Genomic DNA, 14,517 nt, shown 5'->3' on the forward strand with positions numbered 1-14,517 from the left:
CGCGATAGCGCAAAAACATCATGCGCGGCGCAGCCGCTCCTTTACGAAAGCGCGGCCAAAGGTGGGTTGTCTGCCAAGACGGGCCTGCGCATCCGCAACATCCGCTCCGCCTCTTCGCGCCGCCCCAGCTTCAACAACACATTGAGATATGTCAGCTCCAACAGGTCGCGCTGCGCGCGGCTGCCGCCAATGCGTGCGTGATCTGCCATAACGGGTGTCAGCTCTTGCAACGCTAACTGCCAGTTTCCGGCAACGATGGCTTTCCAGCCGCGCGCAACCGGGGCCACAAGATCGCCCGCATAGCCATTCGTGGCCCCCGCAATGGCGGCCAGTTGGTCCGCGTCCCCAGCCATGGCGTGGCATAGCGCGGCATGCATGTCGGCAAAGCTTTGACCGGGCTTTGCAAAGGCTTTCGCGGCATATTTGCTCAGAACGCTCCAGCGTTCGGGCGCGACTGCGACCCCGGCCAACTCAGCGCGCCAATACAGCGCCGCCGTGTCGGTCAGCACATTGATCGGCAGGCTCTGCGAAGCGTCTGGCGCAATTGCGTCATCTACCATCTGCCACATCAGATCAATCTGGCCGGTGTGCAACGCCCACAGCGCTGCGTGCCAGCTCAGGTGCCCGTGCAAGATGCCGCGCCGGTCATAGCCCTTCATCCAGTCTGTCAGGTAGGTCAGCCCGGCCACGGTCTCGCCAATCTCATACTGCGCATGGGCTTTGAAATGGGACCCGTTGGCGTTGTTGGGGTTCAGGGCCAACGACCGCTCCATCAAGGCGAGGGCAGGGCCGGGTTGGCCGGTCTCGCACATCGACAGGGAATGCATGCTCATCATCCACCAGTCATCGCCGTAATGGGGCAATAGCCACGCCGTGTAGGCCAGCAAGTCGGCCTCGCGGCCCGGTTCGCCGGAAAAGCCGATCAGCCCAAACACATTGGTGCAGACCTGCGCCACCAGCGCGTCACGCGGTGTATCGGTGACATGCGACCGGATCGCGTCGCGCGCTTCAACGGGACGGCCCTGCAGCAGGGTGTCAAAGATATCAATGCTGCGCCGTTCCCTGTCGGCGCATCCTGATTTCAGCGTTTGCGCCGTCGCAATCGCCGCCTTTGCGCTGGCCATGTCGCCTTCATACATGATTGCCCGCGCCAACCCGACATGGCCCAGCGCAAAACCGGGATCTGCTTTAACAGCAGTCTCAAACGCCTGTCGCGCGCCGTAGGTCGCGGCCAGCACATGATCCACGCCCACATCATAGGCATCCCGCGCCGCATCTGAGCCGGTTGTCAGCCCGTTTCCGTATCTGTCTTGAAGCACCTGGCACCTGTCACTGCAATTGTCGGTCCCGCCAACGTCGCACAGAGCCCGCCGCAGCACAAATTTCGAAACCGCATCACAATTTTCGCGCAGACTTGTGTACCGGTGCGTTGCGAGGCACAGTCACACAGGTTTCAGGCGGGTTGCGACCCGCCACCTGCTGCTCTTGAAAGGACATATTCATGCGTTTGACCCTCACCGCGCTCAGCCTGATCATGGCGACCAGCGCCTCCGCCGAAACGTTCCGTTGGGCCGGCACAACCGACCCGCAAACCATGGACCCGCATGCGGTCAACTCTGCGCCTGTTCTGGGGTTCCTGAACAATGTCTATGAGGGCCTCGTGCGCCGCGGCAAGGATATGGCTATCGAGCCTGCGCTTGCCACCAGCTGGGAGCCAATCGGCGAAGGAGAAGGCTGGCGCTTCACGCTGCGCCAGGGCGTCAAGTTCCACAATGGTGCGGATTTCAACGCCGAAGATGTGATGTTCTCCTACGAGCGCGCCTCGTCCGAACAATCCGACACCGCCAGCTGGTTCGCGCCGGTCTCCGAGGTAAAGGTGGTGGACGACTACACGATCGACATCATGACCACGGCGCCCAATCCGATCTTCCCTGACAGCATCGCCAACTGGATGATCATGGACAGCGGCTGGGCCGCTGATAACGGCGCTGAACGTCCTGCCAAGGACGCGGAAAATCACGCGACGCTGAACACCAATGGCACCGCCGCCTTCCAGCTGGTCGAACGCCAACCGGGCCTGAAAACCGTGCTGGAACCCTTTGACGGCTGGTGGGGCGAGGCGCAGCATAACGTGACCCGCGCCGAGTTCACCCCGATCCAAAACCCTGCGACGGCCGTGGCAGCCTTGCTGTCGGGTGACGTTGACATGATCAACCCGGTGCCCATTCAAGACGCCGAACGGATGGCCGCAGCCGGTAATGTGAACGTCATCAAAGGCATCGAGGCCCGTGTCATCATGCTGGGCTTCCCGCATCAGGCCGATGCGCTGAAATACACAGCCGACGCCGGCAAACCGAACCCGTTCAAGGATGTGAAGGTCCGCGAGGCAGTCGCCAAGGCGGTGAACGTGCCGGCCATCTTGCAAACCATCATGCGCGGCAACGCCGAACCGGCCTCCCAACTGGTCAGCCCGGCCATGCGCGGATATTCCGAAGCGCTCGCAGCGCGTCCGGCCTTTGACATCGACGGTGCAAAAGCGCTGTTGGCGGAAGCGGGCTATGCGGACGGGTTCTCCTTCGGGTTGAAATGCCCCAATGACCGCTACCTCAATGACGAGGCGGTCTGTCAGGCTGTTACCGGCATGCTGGCCCAAATTGGCTTGACGGCTGAGCTGGACGCGATGCCCGTGCAAAACTACTGGCCAGAGCTGCGCGAGGACAATTACGACATGTACTTGCTGGGCTGGTCGCCGGGCACATTCGACGCCGAGCACCCGATCCGCTTCCTGGCCTCAACGCCAAATGCGGAGAAGAAGCTTGGTTCGTGGAACTTTGGTGACTTCTCCAACGCCCGCGTCGACGAGCTGCTGCCCTTGATGCAGTCCGAAGTCGATGACACCAAGCGTCAGGCCTATATCGACGAGGCCACGAAGATCATCCAGGACGAGCATGCTTACGTGCCGATGTATATCCAGCCGCTGGTCTGGGGGACGGGTGCCAATATCGAGCTGACGCAACGCCCGGACAATTTCTTCATCCTGCGTTGGGTGACCGTGAACTAACAGGTTTTGCGCCGCCTGACGGCGTCGCTACGCTGGGGAGGCTCTGCCTCCCCAGACCCCTCCGAGGTATTTTTGAAACAATGATGGGGAGATTAACCCCACATGATTTCATAGAGCTTCACAATTTCAGCCCCCGTGGGAACGCGGGGGTTGTTTTGCGGAGAGCCGGAGGCGAGCGCTTGTTTGGCCATCAGCAACAGCATGTCTGCATCCGCTTTGTGGCCCAGCGAGGACGGTGTTGGCACGGCCAAGTCGGCATTGAGCCGGCGCAGCGCTTCGACCAGTCTGGCACAGGCGGCGGTATCGCTATCGGTGTCCGAGGCCACTCCCATGACACGCGCGCAGGTGGCATATCGTTCACACGCGCCATCCACCGAGAATGCGGTGACCGCCGGCAGCAGCATTGCGTTGGACAACCCATGCGCCACGTGAAAATGCGCCCCGATGGGCCGGCTCATGCCATGCACCAACGCGACAGAGGCATTGGAGAACGCCATGCCCGCCTGTGACGCCGCCTGCATCAGCGCCTCACGCGCAACCTGGTCTTCGGGGTCGGCATAGGCCCGGCGCACATGATCCGCGATCAGCGGCATCGCCTGCAGCGCGAAGCCGTCCGTATAGGGGAAGGCGCGGCGCGACACATAAGCCTCGATCGCGTGGGTGAGGCTGTCCACGGCGGTATCGGCCGTGATCCGCGCGGGCAGGGTGGTCGTGAAGGTCCAATCAATCAGCGCCGCTGTCGCCACACAGGCCAACCCCGACAAGTTGTATTTCTCGGGGTTTTCAGTGTCGGTGATCACGCACCAGCGGGTCATTTCGGACCCGGTGCCGCCCGTGGTGGGGATGGCGATAACCGGCAGCCCGCAGCGGTCAATCTGGGCCGGTGCTTTGTAGTCGCGCACATGGCCCGGGTTCACGGCCATGAAAGACACCGCCTTGGCCGTGTCAATCGGGGACCCGCCACCAAAGCCGATGATGCAATCGTAATTGCCCGCCCCAACTGCGCGCAGCCCGGCATCGACGCAAGCGTCGGTCGGGTCGGGGGTCACCTCGTCAAATAGACCCCAAGGCAGGCCTGCGGCCTCCAGCACATCTGTGATGCGTGCCAGATGACCAAGTGCCACCAGGCCTTTATCAGTGACAATGAGAGGGCTCGACAACCCCAACTGGGCCAGCACGTCGGCCAATTCCAATGCAGCGCCTGCGCCAATGCGGATGATACGTGGGCTTTGCACGCGGCCAACTGTAGTCTCTGTCATTCCAAAACCCTGCGGCAGTCGCCGGTGGCAGGCAAGCCTAAACGGCGCGCCAGGCCTTCACAAACCGGTCCAGCCGGTCATCCGGCCCGCCCCAGACATGGCCGCGCGACATGGGCGACAAGGGCCCGAAATTCATCCAAAGCGGGTAGGGCGGCCCGTCATGGCGCGACAACGGGGCGTGCACGGATTGGCCAAAGACGCGGGTCAGCGCCTCGATATTGACGTCCACGACCCCGATGCGGCGGGGGTTGACCGTGTCGAGCGCGCCCTGATCCCATGCCATCCAGCCGCCCACCGGCTGAAACCGCTGCGTTTCCAGATCACAATGACACACCAGCCGCGCGCGCAGGCAGTCGGAGATGGAGGGGCGCTCCGCGTTGAAGAGCGCGAGCGGGACTATGAAATAGCGCGGCTCGGTATCGAAAAACACCCGCGCTGTTGCCACGCAGACGAAAGCGTTGCGCCCGTCTGCCTTGAAGCGCAGCGCCGGCTGCGGGAATTCGGCGGCCTGGTCGGTGTAGCGCGGGTTGCCGGCCATCGTGTCGTAGCTGAACACGTCGCCGGCTTGCATCAAATACGGTTCGGGCCGCAGTTTTGGGACGCGGCGCACCCGCTTGGCGGGCTCCGCCCATTTCGTTTGCAGCCGCTTGAGGACACGGGCGCGGTCTTTCAGATCGGCCTCACCCGGTGTCATGGCGCGGCGCAGCTTGAGATCGGTCCCCTTGTCGATCAACGCATTGGCGCGTTTGAAGGTGGGCTCATGTTCCAACCCGTATTGGTGCAGCAGATCGGCCATGGCCAGCCAGAAGGCCGACGCCTCCGCGCTTTTGGGGCGGTTTTCCACGTCGTATCGTTCAGCCAATCGCTTGATGGTCTTGTCGAGCGAGCTGGACACCGCCATCCAGTCCCCGAAATCCTCCTTCAGAGTGGCGGCGTAGCGGTTTTGATACAGCCCGTTGCCCCAGTCATTTCCCCAACCGCCGAGTTGCGCACCCATGATCGTTTCTCTCAACCTCAAAAAGGCCGCAGGCTGCTCCCTCAAGCAGGCTGCGGCGTCACCAAAATGCCGTATTTTCAACACCATCTTGGCATAATCGAAGGCCGGGAGTGAGGCCTTGGTTGGAAACAGAGCGTTTCCATGGGGTAAAAAGGTACGTCGACTCCACGCTAAGCTGCCTGAAATTCTTGAGTTTATCTGGCAACGCGCCCTTGACCCTCTGCGCCCGCGCGGCGACAGTCTTGCCATGCTCGCCTATATCATCCGCCGCGTTTTTCAGTCGCTCATTGTCCTGTTGGTCGTGGGGCTGGTGGCGTTTTCGATGTTCCGCTTTGTAGGCGATCCTATCGACAACATGCTGGGGCAGGAGCGGACGCAGGCCGATATTGAACGGCTGCGCACCACGCTGGGTCTGGATCAGCCGTTCCCCGTGCAATACGCCAAGTTTCTGGTGAACGCGGCGCAGGGCAATTTCGGGGTCAGCTACCGGCAGGGACGGCCAGTGGCCACCATCATCAAGGAACGCGCGCCCGCGACGCTGGAACTCGCGCTGGTGTCAGGCACCCTGGCGCTGGTGTTCGGCATCGGTCTGGGGGTGTTCACCGCAATCAGGCGCAACGGCATAGCGTCCAATGTCATCATGACGACCAGCCTCATAGGGGTGTCGCTGCCCACGTTTCTTATCGGGATATTGCTGATTTACGTGTTCTCCGTCTCGCTGGGCTGGCTGCCCAGCTTTGGCCGCGGGGAGACCACCAAAATCGGCGGTTGGTCTACCGGGTTTCTGACAGCTTCGGGCCTTAAGGCCTTGATATTGCCGTCAATCACGCTGGGCCTTTACCAGATGACGCTGATCATGCGCCTCGTCCGATCTGAGATGCTGGAGGTCCTCCGCCAGGACTACATCCGCTTCGCCCGCGCTCGGGGTCTCAGAGAAAGAAGCGTCAACTTCCGACACGCGCTGAAGAACACCATGGTGCCGGTGATCACGGTGGTGGGGCTGCAGCTGGGCGCCATCATCGCCTTCGCCATCATCACCGAGACGGTGTTCCAATGGCCGGGCGTGGGCCTTCTGTTCATCAACGCGATCCAGTTCGTCGACATTCCGGTTATGGCGGCATACCTCATGCTGATCTCGGTGATGTTCGTGGCGATCAACCTGATCGTGGACCTGCTCTATTTCGCCATTGACCCGCGCCTGCGGATCGACGGGAGGCATGCATGAGCGACATTTCTGAACCCACCCGCCTGTCCAAAATGTGGGATAGCGACTTCGCGTGGCAGTTCCGCAAGTCGCCTGTCGCGATCGTTTCGGCGGTGGTCACGTTGGTGCTGATCCTGTCGGCGGTCTTCGCGCCACTGATCGCGCCCTTCAACCCGTTTGACCCAGGCAGCCTGAACCTGATGAACGGGTTCACACCGCCATCTACCCCCAACCAGTTCACCGGGGATCAGTTCATTCTCGGCACCGACGATCAGGGCAGGGACGTCTATTCCACCATCCTCTACGGTATGCGCATTTCGCTGTTTGTGGGCTTCTCCGCCGTGGCTTTTGCCATGATCCTTGGCATCACGCTTGGCCTGATTGCGGGCTATGTCGGCGGCTGGACGGAGACGTTGATCATGCGGATCGCTGACGTGCAGCTGACCTTCCCGTCGATCCTGGTGGCGATGCTGATCACCGGCGTCGCGAAGGGGTTTACGCCGGTGGAATACCGCGATTCCATGGCGATTATCGTGCTGATCGTGGCGATTGGCCTCAGCGACTGGGTGCAATTCGCCCGCGTGGTGCGTGGCTCGACCCTGGTGGAGAAGAACAAGGAATACGTGCAAGCTGCCAAGCTCATCGGTCGCAAGCCGTATTTCATCATGCTCAAACATATCCTGCCCAACGTGCTCAGCCCGGTGCTGGTCATCGCCACCATATCGCTCGCACTGGCCATCATCGCAGAGGCGACCCTCAGCTTCCTCGGTGTCGGCGCGCCGCCGACACAGCCCAGCCTTGGCACACTGATCCGCATTGGGCAGGGCTATCTCTATTCCGGCGAATGGTGGATCCTGCTGTTCCCTTCAATCACGCTGCTGGCGCTCGCGCTCGCGGTCAACCTTCTGGGTGACTGGCTGCGCGACGCGCTCAACCCAAAACTTCGCTAAAGGATTGTTTCTATGAAATTTGTTACCCCGTTCGTTGCGGCCCTCCTGCTCACCGCCCCGTCCTTCGCGGACGAAGCCACAGATGCCGCAACCGCATTTATCCAATCTCCGGTGCAGCAAAAGCTGCTCGACGACATGCTTAGCCCGGAAATGGTCATGACGCAGATGCAGGCCGTCGCAGGCCAGCTGCCCGCCGACAAGGTCGACGTTCTGGTCAAGATCGTCACCGAAGAGCTGGACGGCATCCGCCCCCAGATGGAAGCCGCGATGATCGCAGGCGCCGCGGACGCCTTCACCATCGAAGAAATCACCGCGCTGACCGAATTCTACAACTCGCCCCTGGGCACGTCGGCCATGGGCAAAATGACGCCCTATATGCAGCAAACCATGGGCTCGCTTGGCCCCGCGATGCAGCAGATGCAGGGCAACATCGTGCAGCGCGTGCAGACTGAGCTGCAGTAATTGACCCAACCCGTCCTCTCCGTCCGCGACTTGGTCGTGGAAATCCCCACCCGTCATGGGCTGTTAAAGCCTGTGGACGGGGTCAGCTATGACATTGCGCCGGGTGAAATCCTTGGAGTTGTCGGGGAGTCCGGCGCCGGAAAATCCATGACCGGCAACGCGGTGATCGGCCTTCTGGACCGCCCCGCGCGGATCGCTGAGGGCGAGATTTACCTTAACGGCGAGCGTATCGACAATCTGTCGCTGCGCGAGCTGCGCAGCTATCGCGGCAAGCAGATTGGCATGGTGTTTCAGGACCCGCTGACCTCGCTCAACCCGTTGTTGCCCATCGGCGACCAACTGACCGAGACGATCCAGGAACATCTGAATGTCTCAAAATCCGAGGCTGAGGGCAGAGCGGTAGCGGCCCTCGAAGAGGTCGGTATCCCAGCCGCAGCCGAGCGCATCGGCAGCTACCCGCACGAATTTTCAGGCGGTATGCGCCAGCGGGTTGTGATCGCCCTCGCGCTGTGTGCGGAACCGTCACTGGTCATCGCGGATGAGCCAACAACTGCTTTGGACGTCTCGGTCCAGGCCCAGATCACCGCGCTATTGAAACGCCTGTGCCGTGAACGTGGGATGGCGGTGATGTTGGTCACCCATGATATGGGTGTGATTGCCGAAACCGCTGACAGGGTTGCCGTAATGTATGCCGGCAAACTTGCTGAACTTGGCCCCGTGCGCGACGTTATCGGCGCGCCGCGCCATCCATATACGGATGGCCTGATGGGCTCGACGCCGCTCGCCTCAAAGGGCAAGGACCGGTTGCACCAAATTCCGGGCAATATGCCCCGCCTTGGCAATCTGCCAAATGGCTGCGCCTTTCACCCGCGGTGCCCCTACACGCAAGACAAGTGCAAGGAAAACCCCGGACCGCGCCTCAAGACAACCGATGGGCGCGCTGCGTGTTGGTTCCCTCTGGACGGCGCGCAAGCGGCAAAGGGTGTGGCATGATGTATAGACGGAAGGAAGACGCAATCTATACGCTTTCTAGACACGCGCGGTCGGGGGTCAGATCATGTCGATAATCGTCTCCGTCAAGAACCTGACGCGGAATTTTGACGTCTCCAAACCGTGGCTTAACCGCGTCATCGAACGGTTGCCCAAACGCAATTTGACAGCTGTTTCCGACGTGTCCTTCGAGGTCGAGGAGAACTCTGTCTACGCTTTGGTGGGTGAATCCGGTTCCGGAAAATCCACTATTGGCAAGATGATAGTGGGTCTTCTTAATCCATCAGAAGGCACAGTCGAAATCGAAGGCGTGAACCTCGCCACGGAAACGGATGAGGACAAGATCGAAACTGTAAGATCCGATATTCAGATGGTTTTTCAGGATCCTTATGCGTCCCTGAATCCGCGCTGGAAGGTACGTGACATCATTGCCGAACCCGCCGAGGCACAGGGTGAGGCGACAGAAGGACTGTCCGAAAAGCTACTGGATCAAGTTGGTCTAAGTGCTTCTGACGCCAACAAATTTCCGCATGAGTTTTCAGGCGGCCAGCGACAGCGCATCTGCGTCGCAAGGGCATTGGCTTCCGAGCCGAACCTCATCGTTTGTGATGAACCCACCTCCGCACTGGATGTTTCCGTTCAGGCCCAGGTTCTAAACCTCATGTCAGACCTCAAAGACGAGTTTGGGCTGACTTATCTGTTTATTTCCCACGACTTAACCGTGATCCAGCACATGGCCGACAAGATTGGCGTGCTCTATCTGGGGCGCTTGGTCGAGGAAGCCGCGCCCAAGGACCTGTTCGAAAACCCGCAACACCCCTACACGCAAATGCTGCTGGAAGCCGCGCCGCGCATGGATGGGTTTGGCCGCGAGGTCGAGCCGCCTGAAGGTGAAATTCCTGACCCGATCAACCCACCAACCGGTTGCGCATTCCATCCGCGCTGCCCGATTGCCATCGACAAATGTTCTGCCGAACGTCCACAATTGGAGCCCCTAAACAATGGACGCGTCGCATGCTTCCGTGCAGGCGACGCGTAACGCATTACGAGGGCAGAAACCCTTGAGGCCAAACGGTTCTTTGGCCGTTATTGGATCGGCGTAGACGAGATAACCCGCAAAGCTTCCGAGCGCAGTGCGCTTTCGTTATTCACCAGGTTTTGGTCCCGGCAGATCCGGTTGCCAATCGACGTGGCGACCGCCGGCGAGTACCCCATCGCGCGCAAGCTATCATAGAATTCGGGAAGGGCACGATCCCAGTGAACCAGCTCCCAAGGGCCGCGGTAGCAGCCGACAACGACCTGAACGGTGCGCTGAACGGTTTGGTGCGAATGGCTGTGTTTATGGCTGTCATGCGCAGCGGCAGGAGCAGCGAAAAGCGCCGCAGCAGCGACGAGGAATTTGAGTTTGGTCATGGAACCCCCAGGGAAATCGGCAATTTACTGCCTGAAATCTATCGACATTTGGGGGGGATTGGCCAGCCACAATTTGGCCATATTTGGTAAACTATTTGGTAATCATAAAGACAATTGGGGGGCAACAAACGACATTGATGCGCGATCTGAGACAATCACAATGACATTCTGAAATGTGGCGGAGAGACAGGGATTCGAACCCTGGGAACCCTCTCGAGCTCAACGGTTTTCGAAACCGTCCCGTTCGACCACTCCGGCACCTCTCCGCACCGCTGACACGTGATCAGGTGCGCGCGGTGTACCCAAGCACAGGACATGGTGCAAGACCCATTTATGGGCGGAAAACGCACTGTTCACGCAGAAATCACCGACGCGGAATTGCCGAGTTCGCCCGCAACCCCTATCTTTTAGGTGTCAATCACCTGAAAGGCCCGCCCAATGCGTTTTGCCGCAGCCCTTGCCTCCTGTTTTGTCTTAAGTGTCTCTCCCGTCGCAGCCAGTGATGACGACCTGATTGACCGCTACTTCAACGCGTTGAATATGCCCGAAGTTTTCGAGATTTTGCGCGAAGAGGGGATCGAATCCGCGTTGGAGATTGCAGAGCGGGATGAGGGGATCAGCGTCTCACCCGCATGGACGTCGCGTGTCAGCGCCATCTACGCCGTCGACAAGATGGACGCCGCCTTCCGCCTAGGGATGGGCGAGGTGAGCAATCTGGAGGCGTCAACCGAAGCATTGGAGTTTTTCGAGTCTGAATTGGGCCGCCGTATCGTGGCAATCGAATTGGACGCCCGCCGCGCCCTGGGCGAGGACGGCATTGAGGACGCAATGCGGGATCGCGCCGAAGCCATGCTTGAAGAACAGCCAGAGCGCATTCAGAAATACGCCGACTTCATTCGCGTCAATGATCTGGTCGACAGCAACGTCATGGGCGCGCTGAACGCCAATTTGGCGTTTTATCAGGGGCTCGGGACCAACCCACTGTTTAGTGGCATGGATGAGCAATCAATGTTGGCGCGCGTCTATGGCCAAGAGGCGGAAATCCGGGAGGACATGGTCGATTGGACCATGAATTTCTCGGTGCTGGCCTATTCAATCCTGCTGGACGAGGAGCTGGATGCCTATATCGACGCATCAGATAGCCGCCCCGGACAGGTGCTCAACACGGCGCTCTTCGCGGGCTTCGATCAGGTGTTCGAATTGCAGAGCTTCGAGCTGGGCCGCGCCATGGCCGAATTCATGGAAGGCGACGACACTTAGACGCTTGACTAAAAGGCCTGCGTGACGCATATGCGCCTCTCCAACACCCCGTTGGAATTTTGAAACAGACGCCCCGATCCGGGGGCGCGCTGTCCGAGGTAAGGCTAAGGCCTTGAAAACGCCGCACAATGCGGGGCCATAGGGCGCGGAAGACAAAGGGTATGCGATATGTTCGCGGTTCTGAAAACCGGCGGCAAGCAGTATAAAGTCGCCTCGGGCGACGTTCTGCGCGTCGAAAAGCTGGACGCCGCCGCTGGCGACAAAGTCCAATTCAACGAAATTCTGATGGTTGACGGCGAGGTGGGTGCTCCATTCGTCAAAGACGCTGGCGTTCAAGCTGAAGTCATCGACCAGATCAAAGGCGTCAAGACGATCAACTTCGTCAAGCGTCGCCGCAAGCACTCGTCCAAGCGCACCAAAGGCCACCGTCAACAACTGACGCTCCTGCGCGTGACGGACATCCTCGCCAAAGGCGCGGGCAAATCCGGCGTGAAGGCCGCTATCGGTGGGGCAGGGGTTTCCGTAGCCGCGCTGGACGCTGCTGCACCGAAGAAGGCCGCTCCTAAGAAAGCTGCTGCAAAGCCGGCTGCGAAAGCCGAAAAAGCTGCCGCTCCGAAGGCGGAAAAGAAGGCCGCCCCAAAGAAAGCCGCTCCTAAGAAGGCGGCTGCCAAATCCGACGCAGATGATCTGACCCAGATCAGCGGCGTGGGCCCGGTGATCGTCAAGAAGCTGAACGATCTCGGCGTGACAACATTCGCCCAAATCGCGGCATGGTCAAAAGAGGACATCGCTGCTATGGACGAGAAACTGAATTTCAAAGGCCGCATTGACCGCGACGATTGGCTCAAGCAAGCCAAGAAACTCGCTAAAGGCTAAGGAGAACACGAGATGGCACATAAAAAAGCAGGTGGTTCGTCCCGTAACGGTCGCGATTCCGCAGGTCGCCGCCTTGGCGTCAAGAAATACGGCGGCGAAGCCGTGATCCCAGGCAACATCATCGTGCGTCAGCGCGGCACGGTCAAATGGCCGGGCGCAGGCGTGGGCATGGGCAAGGATCACACGATCTTCGCAACCGTCGAAGGCAACGTGCAATTCCACAAAGGCCTCAAGGGCCGCATGTTTGTATCGGTCCTGCCGGCAGCAGAGGCCGCTGAGTAAACCGAAACTCCAAACAAGATTTTAGGGGATCGGTGCAAACCGGTCCCCTTTTTCGTTTTAACGGGAGAAGGCAATGACACAGAGCAGCCTTCCAACATTGAATGGCCAACATGTGCGGCTGCGCGCGCCCATTGCCGAGGATTGGGCAGGACGCTTCGCGCTGGGCAATACGCCCGAGATCCATCGGCTCTTTGGCGGGTCCCCAGCCCATTTTCGGAAATTGAGCGAAGATGCCGCAAAGTCCTGGGTCGAAAGCCAAATGGGCGAGCGCTACGCGTGGATCATCGAGCATGACAACCGTCTCATCGGCAGCATCCGCCTGCACACCGTCAACGCGCTGGATCACCGCGCTACGATGGCCGTCGGCATTCTCGACCCACACAGCCTAGGCAAAGGATACGGCGCCGACGCCATGCGGCTTGTCGCTCGTCATGCGTTCGGTCCGCTGGGCCTGCACCGTCTGGCCCTGCGCGTGCTGGAATTCAACACCCGCGCGATAGCGGCCTATGAGAAGGTGGGCTTTGTCAAAGAGGGCCGGGAACGGCAGACCGCGTATATCGATGACGTCTGGTATGATGACGTCATCATGGGGTTGCTCAGCACCGAATTCGAAATCGGTGCGGCGGCGTGAGCGTCGCCGTGGCCAGCTTTGCGGTGTTTGCCGCCAGCCAGGTCGGGACCCCGGGTCCCGCCAATATGGCGTTGCTGGCCACCGGCGCCCGCTACGGCCTGAAGGCGGCATTGCCTTTCGTGGCCGGTGTGGCCCTGGGAAAGCAGTTGATCATCTGGCCCGTCGGCTATGGCCTGATGCAATTGGCTGAAGCCGCGCCTTGGGTGTTTACCGCGCTGAAATACATCTCTGCCATCTACATCATTTGGTTGGCATGGCGGGTGGCGAATATGCGGTTGAGCACAAGGGCGGAGGCAAAGGCGCCGGGCTTTATGGCGGGGCTGATTGTGCACCCCCTGAACCCGAAGGCTTGGGCCATGATCACCGCAGGCTTCACGGCCTTCACAGCCCCCGGCACCCCGGCATTTGAGGCCACGTTGGTCATTGCCGCGGTGTTCCTGGCCGTTCAGGCCATCTTGCACCCGGTCTGGACCTTTGGAGGGGAACAGATCGCACGCACCGTCGCAGGGTCACCTGCGGAACGTTATTTGATGTGGACTTTGGCGGCCTTAACCGTCGCCTCGGTCCTCTTCGTGTTGTTTGGAGGAGCAGCAAAATGAGTATGAACCAACCCATTTCCCAGCCCGTCATCAAGGCCGATGGATTTACGCTGCGCCCGATGACCGAGGCGGATGCCGGCCAAATCACACTCTATGCCAGCGACGCGCGCGTGGCCAAAGCCACCAAGACCATTCCGCATCCTCTTCCCGACGGGGTAACGGAGGCATTTATCGCCCGCGCGCTCTCTGTCGATCGGACCGAGGATGTCTGGGTCATCGACCCATCCGATGACGGGTCAGAAGTGTTGGGGGCCATTGGGCTGGAACGGATGGATCGCAACCAGTCCGAGATTGGTTACTGGGTGGCTCCCGCCGCGTGGAACAACGGTTTCGCCTCCGCAGCCGTCTCTGCAATCATCGAGGCGAACCCTCAGGCCTGCCGCACGATCTTTGGCGCGGTCTTTCAGGACAATCCGGCCTCTGCGCGTGTGCTGACAAATGCGGGCTTCGACTATATCGGGGAAGCGGAAAGCTTTTCCGTCGCTCGCGGGGTGACGGTCCCCACCTGGACCTATATCAAGAAACTCGATTGA

Annotated in this window: 16 protein-coding genes and 1 tRNA gene; 12 read left to right on the plus strand and 5 right to left on the minus strand. The window is 60.2% G+C overall.

The genetic code is table 11. The features are described 5' to 3' along the window. Positions 1-41 precede the first annotated feature (41 nt). Positions 42-1,319 carry a tetratricopeptide repeat protein gene (locus tag Q0899_RS04025; RefSeq protein WP_299191153.1) on the minus strand — a complete coding sequence of 426 codons (1,278 nt, stop codon included), beginning with the start codon at positions 1,317-1,319 and terminating at the stop codon, positions 42-44. A 182-nt stretch (positions 1,320-1,501) separates the two neighbouring features. On the opposite strand from Q0899_RS04025, the gene Q0899_RS04030 reads away from it, so the two are divergent. Continuing rightward, complete coding sequence (locus tag Q0899_RS04030) at positions 1,502-3,061, plus strand: ABC transporter substrate-binding protein (RefSeq protein ID WP_299191154.1); 1,560 nt, start codon at positions 1,502-1,504, stop codon at positions 3,059-3,061. Between the two features lie 92 nt (positions 3,062-3,153). Here Q0899_RS04030 and Q0899_RS04035 read toward each other — a convergent pair whose 3' ends face one another. Together Q0899_RS04035 and Q0899_RS04040 are read right to left on the minus strand one after the other, a co-directional pair. Continuing rightward, the gene (locus Q0899_RS04035; protein ID WP_299191155.1) at positions 3,154-4,320 is read right to left on the minus strand and encodes an iron-containing alcohol dehydrogenase; all 1,167 of its coding nucleotides are present in this window, start codon (positions 4,318-4,320) and stop codon (positions 3,154-3,156) included. A 37-nt stretch (positions 4,321-4,357) separates the two neighbouring features. After that, positions 4,358-5,317, minus strand: coding sequence for a hypothetical protein (locus Q0899_RS04040; RefSeq protein WP_299191156.1), 960 nt, complete (start codon positions 5,315-5,317; stop codon positions 4,358-4,360). Between the two features lie 247 nt (positions 5,318-5,564). Between Q0899_RS04040 and Q0899_RS04045 the strand changes: the two genes are divergently transcribed. From Q0899_RS04045 to Q0899_RS04065, 5 genes are all read left to right on the plus strand, one after another. Further along, a complete protein-coding gene (locus tag Q0899_RS04045; RefSeq protein ID WP_298291318.1) occupies positions 5,565-6,542 on the plus strand; it encodes an ABC transporter permease in 978 nt (325 codons plus the stop codon). After that, positions 6,539-7,471, plus strand: coding sequence for an ABC transporter permease (locus tag Q0899_RS04050; protein ID WP_298291316.1), 933 nt, complete (start codon positions 6,539-6,541; stop codon positions 7,469-7,471). Before Q0899_RS04045 ends, Q0899_RS04050 begins: the two co-directional genes overlap by 4 nt. Before the next feature lie 12 nt (positions 7,472-7,483). After that, positions 7,484-7,933, plus strand: coding sequence for a DUF2059 domain-containing protein (locus Q0899_RS04055; RefSeq protein WP_299191157.1), 450 nt, complete (start codon positions 7,484-7,486; stop codon positions 7,931-7,933). Next, positions 7,934-8,926 (plus strand): ABC transporter ATP-binding protein, encoded by a 993-nt coding sequence (locus Q0899_RS04060; RefSeq protein ID WP_298357691.1) that lies wholly within the window; start codon positions 7,934-7,936, stop codon positions 8,924-8,926. Positions 8,927-8,990: 64 nt separating this feature from the next. Continuing rightward, positions 8,991-9,962 carry an oligopeptide/dipeptide ABC transporter ATP-binding protein gene (locus Q0899_RS04065; RefSeq protein ID WP_298357688.1) on the plus strand — a complete coding sequence of 324 codons (972 nt, stop codon included), beginning with the start codon at positions 8,991-8,993 and terminating at the stop codon, positions 9,960-9,962. A gap of 47 nt (positions 9,963-10,009) precedes the next feature. On the opposite strand, the gene Q0899_RS04070 is transcribed toward Q0899_RS04065, so the two are convergent. Together Q0899_RS04070 and Q0899_RS04075 are read right to left on the minus strand one after the other, a co-directional pair. Next, entirely contained in the window at positions 10,010-10,336 is a 327-nt protein-coding gene (locus Q0899_RS04070) for a hypothetical protein (protein WP_298291306.1), read from the minus strand. Positions 10,337-10,512: 176 nt separating this feature from the next. Next, positions 10,513-10,602 (minus strand) — tRNA-Ser (locus Q0899_RS04075). Positions 10,603-10,774: 172 nt separating this feature from the next. On the opposite strand from Q0899_RS04075, the gene Q0899_RS04080 reads away from it, so the two are divergent. From Q0899_RS04080 to Q0899_RS04105, 6 genes are all read left to right on the plus strand, one after another. Further along, positions 10,775-11,596, plus strand: a complete 822-nt coding sequence (locus Q0899_RS04080; RefSeq protein ID WP_298291303.1) for a hypothetical protein — start codon at positions 10,775-10,777, stop codon at positions 11,594-11,596. 168 nt (positions 11,597-11,764) lie between these two features. Next, positions 11,765-12,472 (plus strand): 50S ribosomal protein L21, encoded by a 708-nt coding sequence (locus Q0899_RS04085; RefSeq protein ID WP_299191158.1) that lies wholly within the window; start codon positions 11,765-11,767, stop codon positions 12,470-12,472. A 12-nt stretch (positions 12,473-12,484) separates the two neighbouring features. Further along, positions 12,485-12,754: a 50S ribosomal protein L27 gene (gene rpmA, locus Q0899_RS04090; RefSeq protein ID WP_298291298.1), complete on the plus strand. Its 270-nt coding sequence runs from the start codon at positions 12,485-12,487 to the stop codon at positions 12,752-12,754. Positions 12,755-12,827: 73 nt separating this feature from the next. Then, positions 12,828-13,385, plus strand: a complete 558-nt coding sequence (locus Q0899_RS04095) for a GNAT family protein (protein WP_299191159.1) — start codon at positions 12,828-12,830, stop codon at positions 13,383-13,385. Continuing rightward, complete coding sequence (locus Q0899_RS04100) at positions 13,382-13,984, plus strand: LysE family translocator (RefSeq protein ID WP_298291292.1); 603 nt, start codon at positions 13,382-13,384, stop codon at positions 13,982-13,984. The genes Q0899_RS04095 and Q0899_RS04100 overlap by 4 nt, the downstream gene beginning before the upstream one ends. After that, positions 13,981-14,517: a GNAT family N-acetyltransferase gene (locus Q0899_RS04105; RefSeq protein WP_299191160.1), complete on the plus strand. Its 537-nt coding sequence runs from the start codon at positions 13,981-13,983 to the stop codon at positions 14,515-14,517. Before Q0899_RS04100 ends, Q0899_RS04105 begins: the two co-directional genes overlap by 4 nt.

The organism is uncultured Litoreibacter sp., assembly GCF_947501785.1.
Classification (GTDB): Bacteria; Pseudomonadota; Alphaproteobacteria; order Rhodobacterales; family Rhodobacteraceae; genus Litoreibacter.

Bases quoted from the DNA above. Each gene is read 5' to 3' on its own strand.
- Q0899_RS04070 (WP_298291306.1), bottom strand. From the start codon at position 10,336: ATGACCAAACTCAAATTCCTCGTCGCTGCTGCGGCGCTTTTCGCTGCT.
- Q0899_RS04095 (WP_299191159.1), top strand. From the start codon at position 12,828: ATGACACAGAGCAGCCTTCCAACATTGAATGGCCAACATGTGCGGCTG.
- Q0899_RS04035 (WP_299191155.1), bottom strand. From the start codon at position 4,320: ATGACAGAGACTACAGTTGGCCGCGTGCAAAGCCCACGTATCATCCGC.
- Q0899_RS04085 (WP_299191158.1), top strand. From the start codon at position 11,765: ATGTTCGCGGTTCTGAAAACCGGCGGCAAGCAGTATAAAGTCGCCTCG.
- Q0899_RS04050 (WP_298291316.1), top strand. From the start codon at position 6,539: ATGAGCGACATTTCTGAACCCACCCGCCTGTCCAAAATGTGGGATAGC.
- rpmA (WP_298291298.1), top strand. From the start codon at position 12,485: ATGGCACATAAAAAAGCAGGTGGTTCGTCCCGTAACGGTCGCGATTCC.
- Q0899_RS04105 (WP_299191160.1), top strand. From the start codon at position 13,981: ATGAGTATGAACCAACCCATTTCCCAGCCCGTCATCAAGGCCGATGGA.
- Q0899_RS04080 (WP_298291303.1), top strand. From the start codon at position 10,775: ATGCGTTTTGCCGCAGCCCTTGCCTCCTGTTTTGTCTTAAGTGTCTCT.
- Q0899_RS04045 (WP_298291318.1), top strand. From the start codon at position 5,565: ATGCTCGCCTATATCATCCGCCGCGTTTTTCAGTCGCTCATTGTCCTG.
- Q0899_RS04040 (WP_299191156.1), bottom strand. From the start codon at position 5,317: ATGGGTGCGCAACTCGGCGGTTGGGGAAATGACTGGGGCAACGGGCTG.
- Q0899_RS04055 (WP_299191157.1), top strand. From the start codon at position 7,484: ATGAAATTTGTTACCCCGTTCGTTGCGGCCCTCCTGCTCACCGCCCCG.
- Q0899_RS04065 (WP_298357688.1), top strand. From the start codon at position 8,991: ATGTCGATAATCGTCTCCGTCAAGAACCTGACGCGGAATTTTGACGTC.
- Q0899_RS04030 (WP_299191154.1), top strand. From the start codon at position 1,502: ATGCGTTTGACCCTCACCGCGCTCAGCCTGATCATGGCGACCAGCGCC.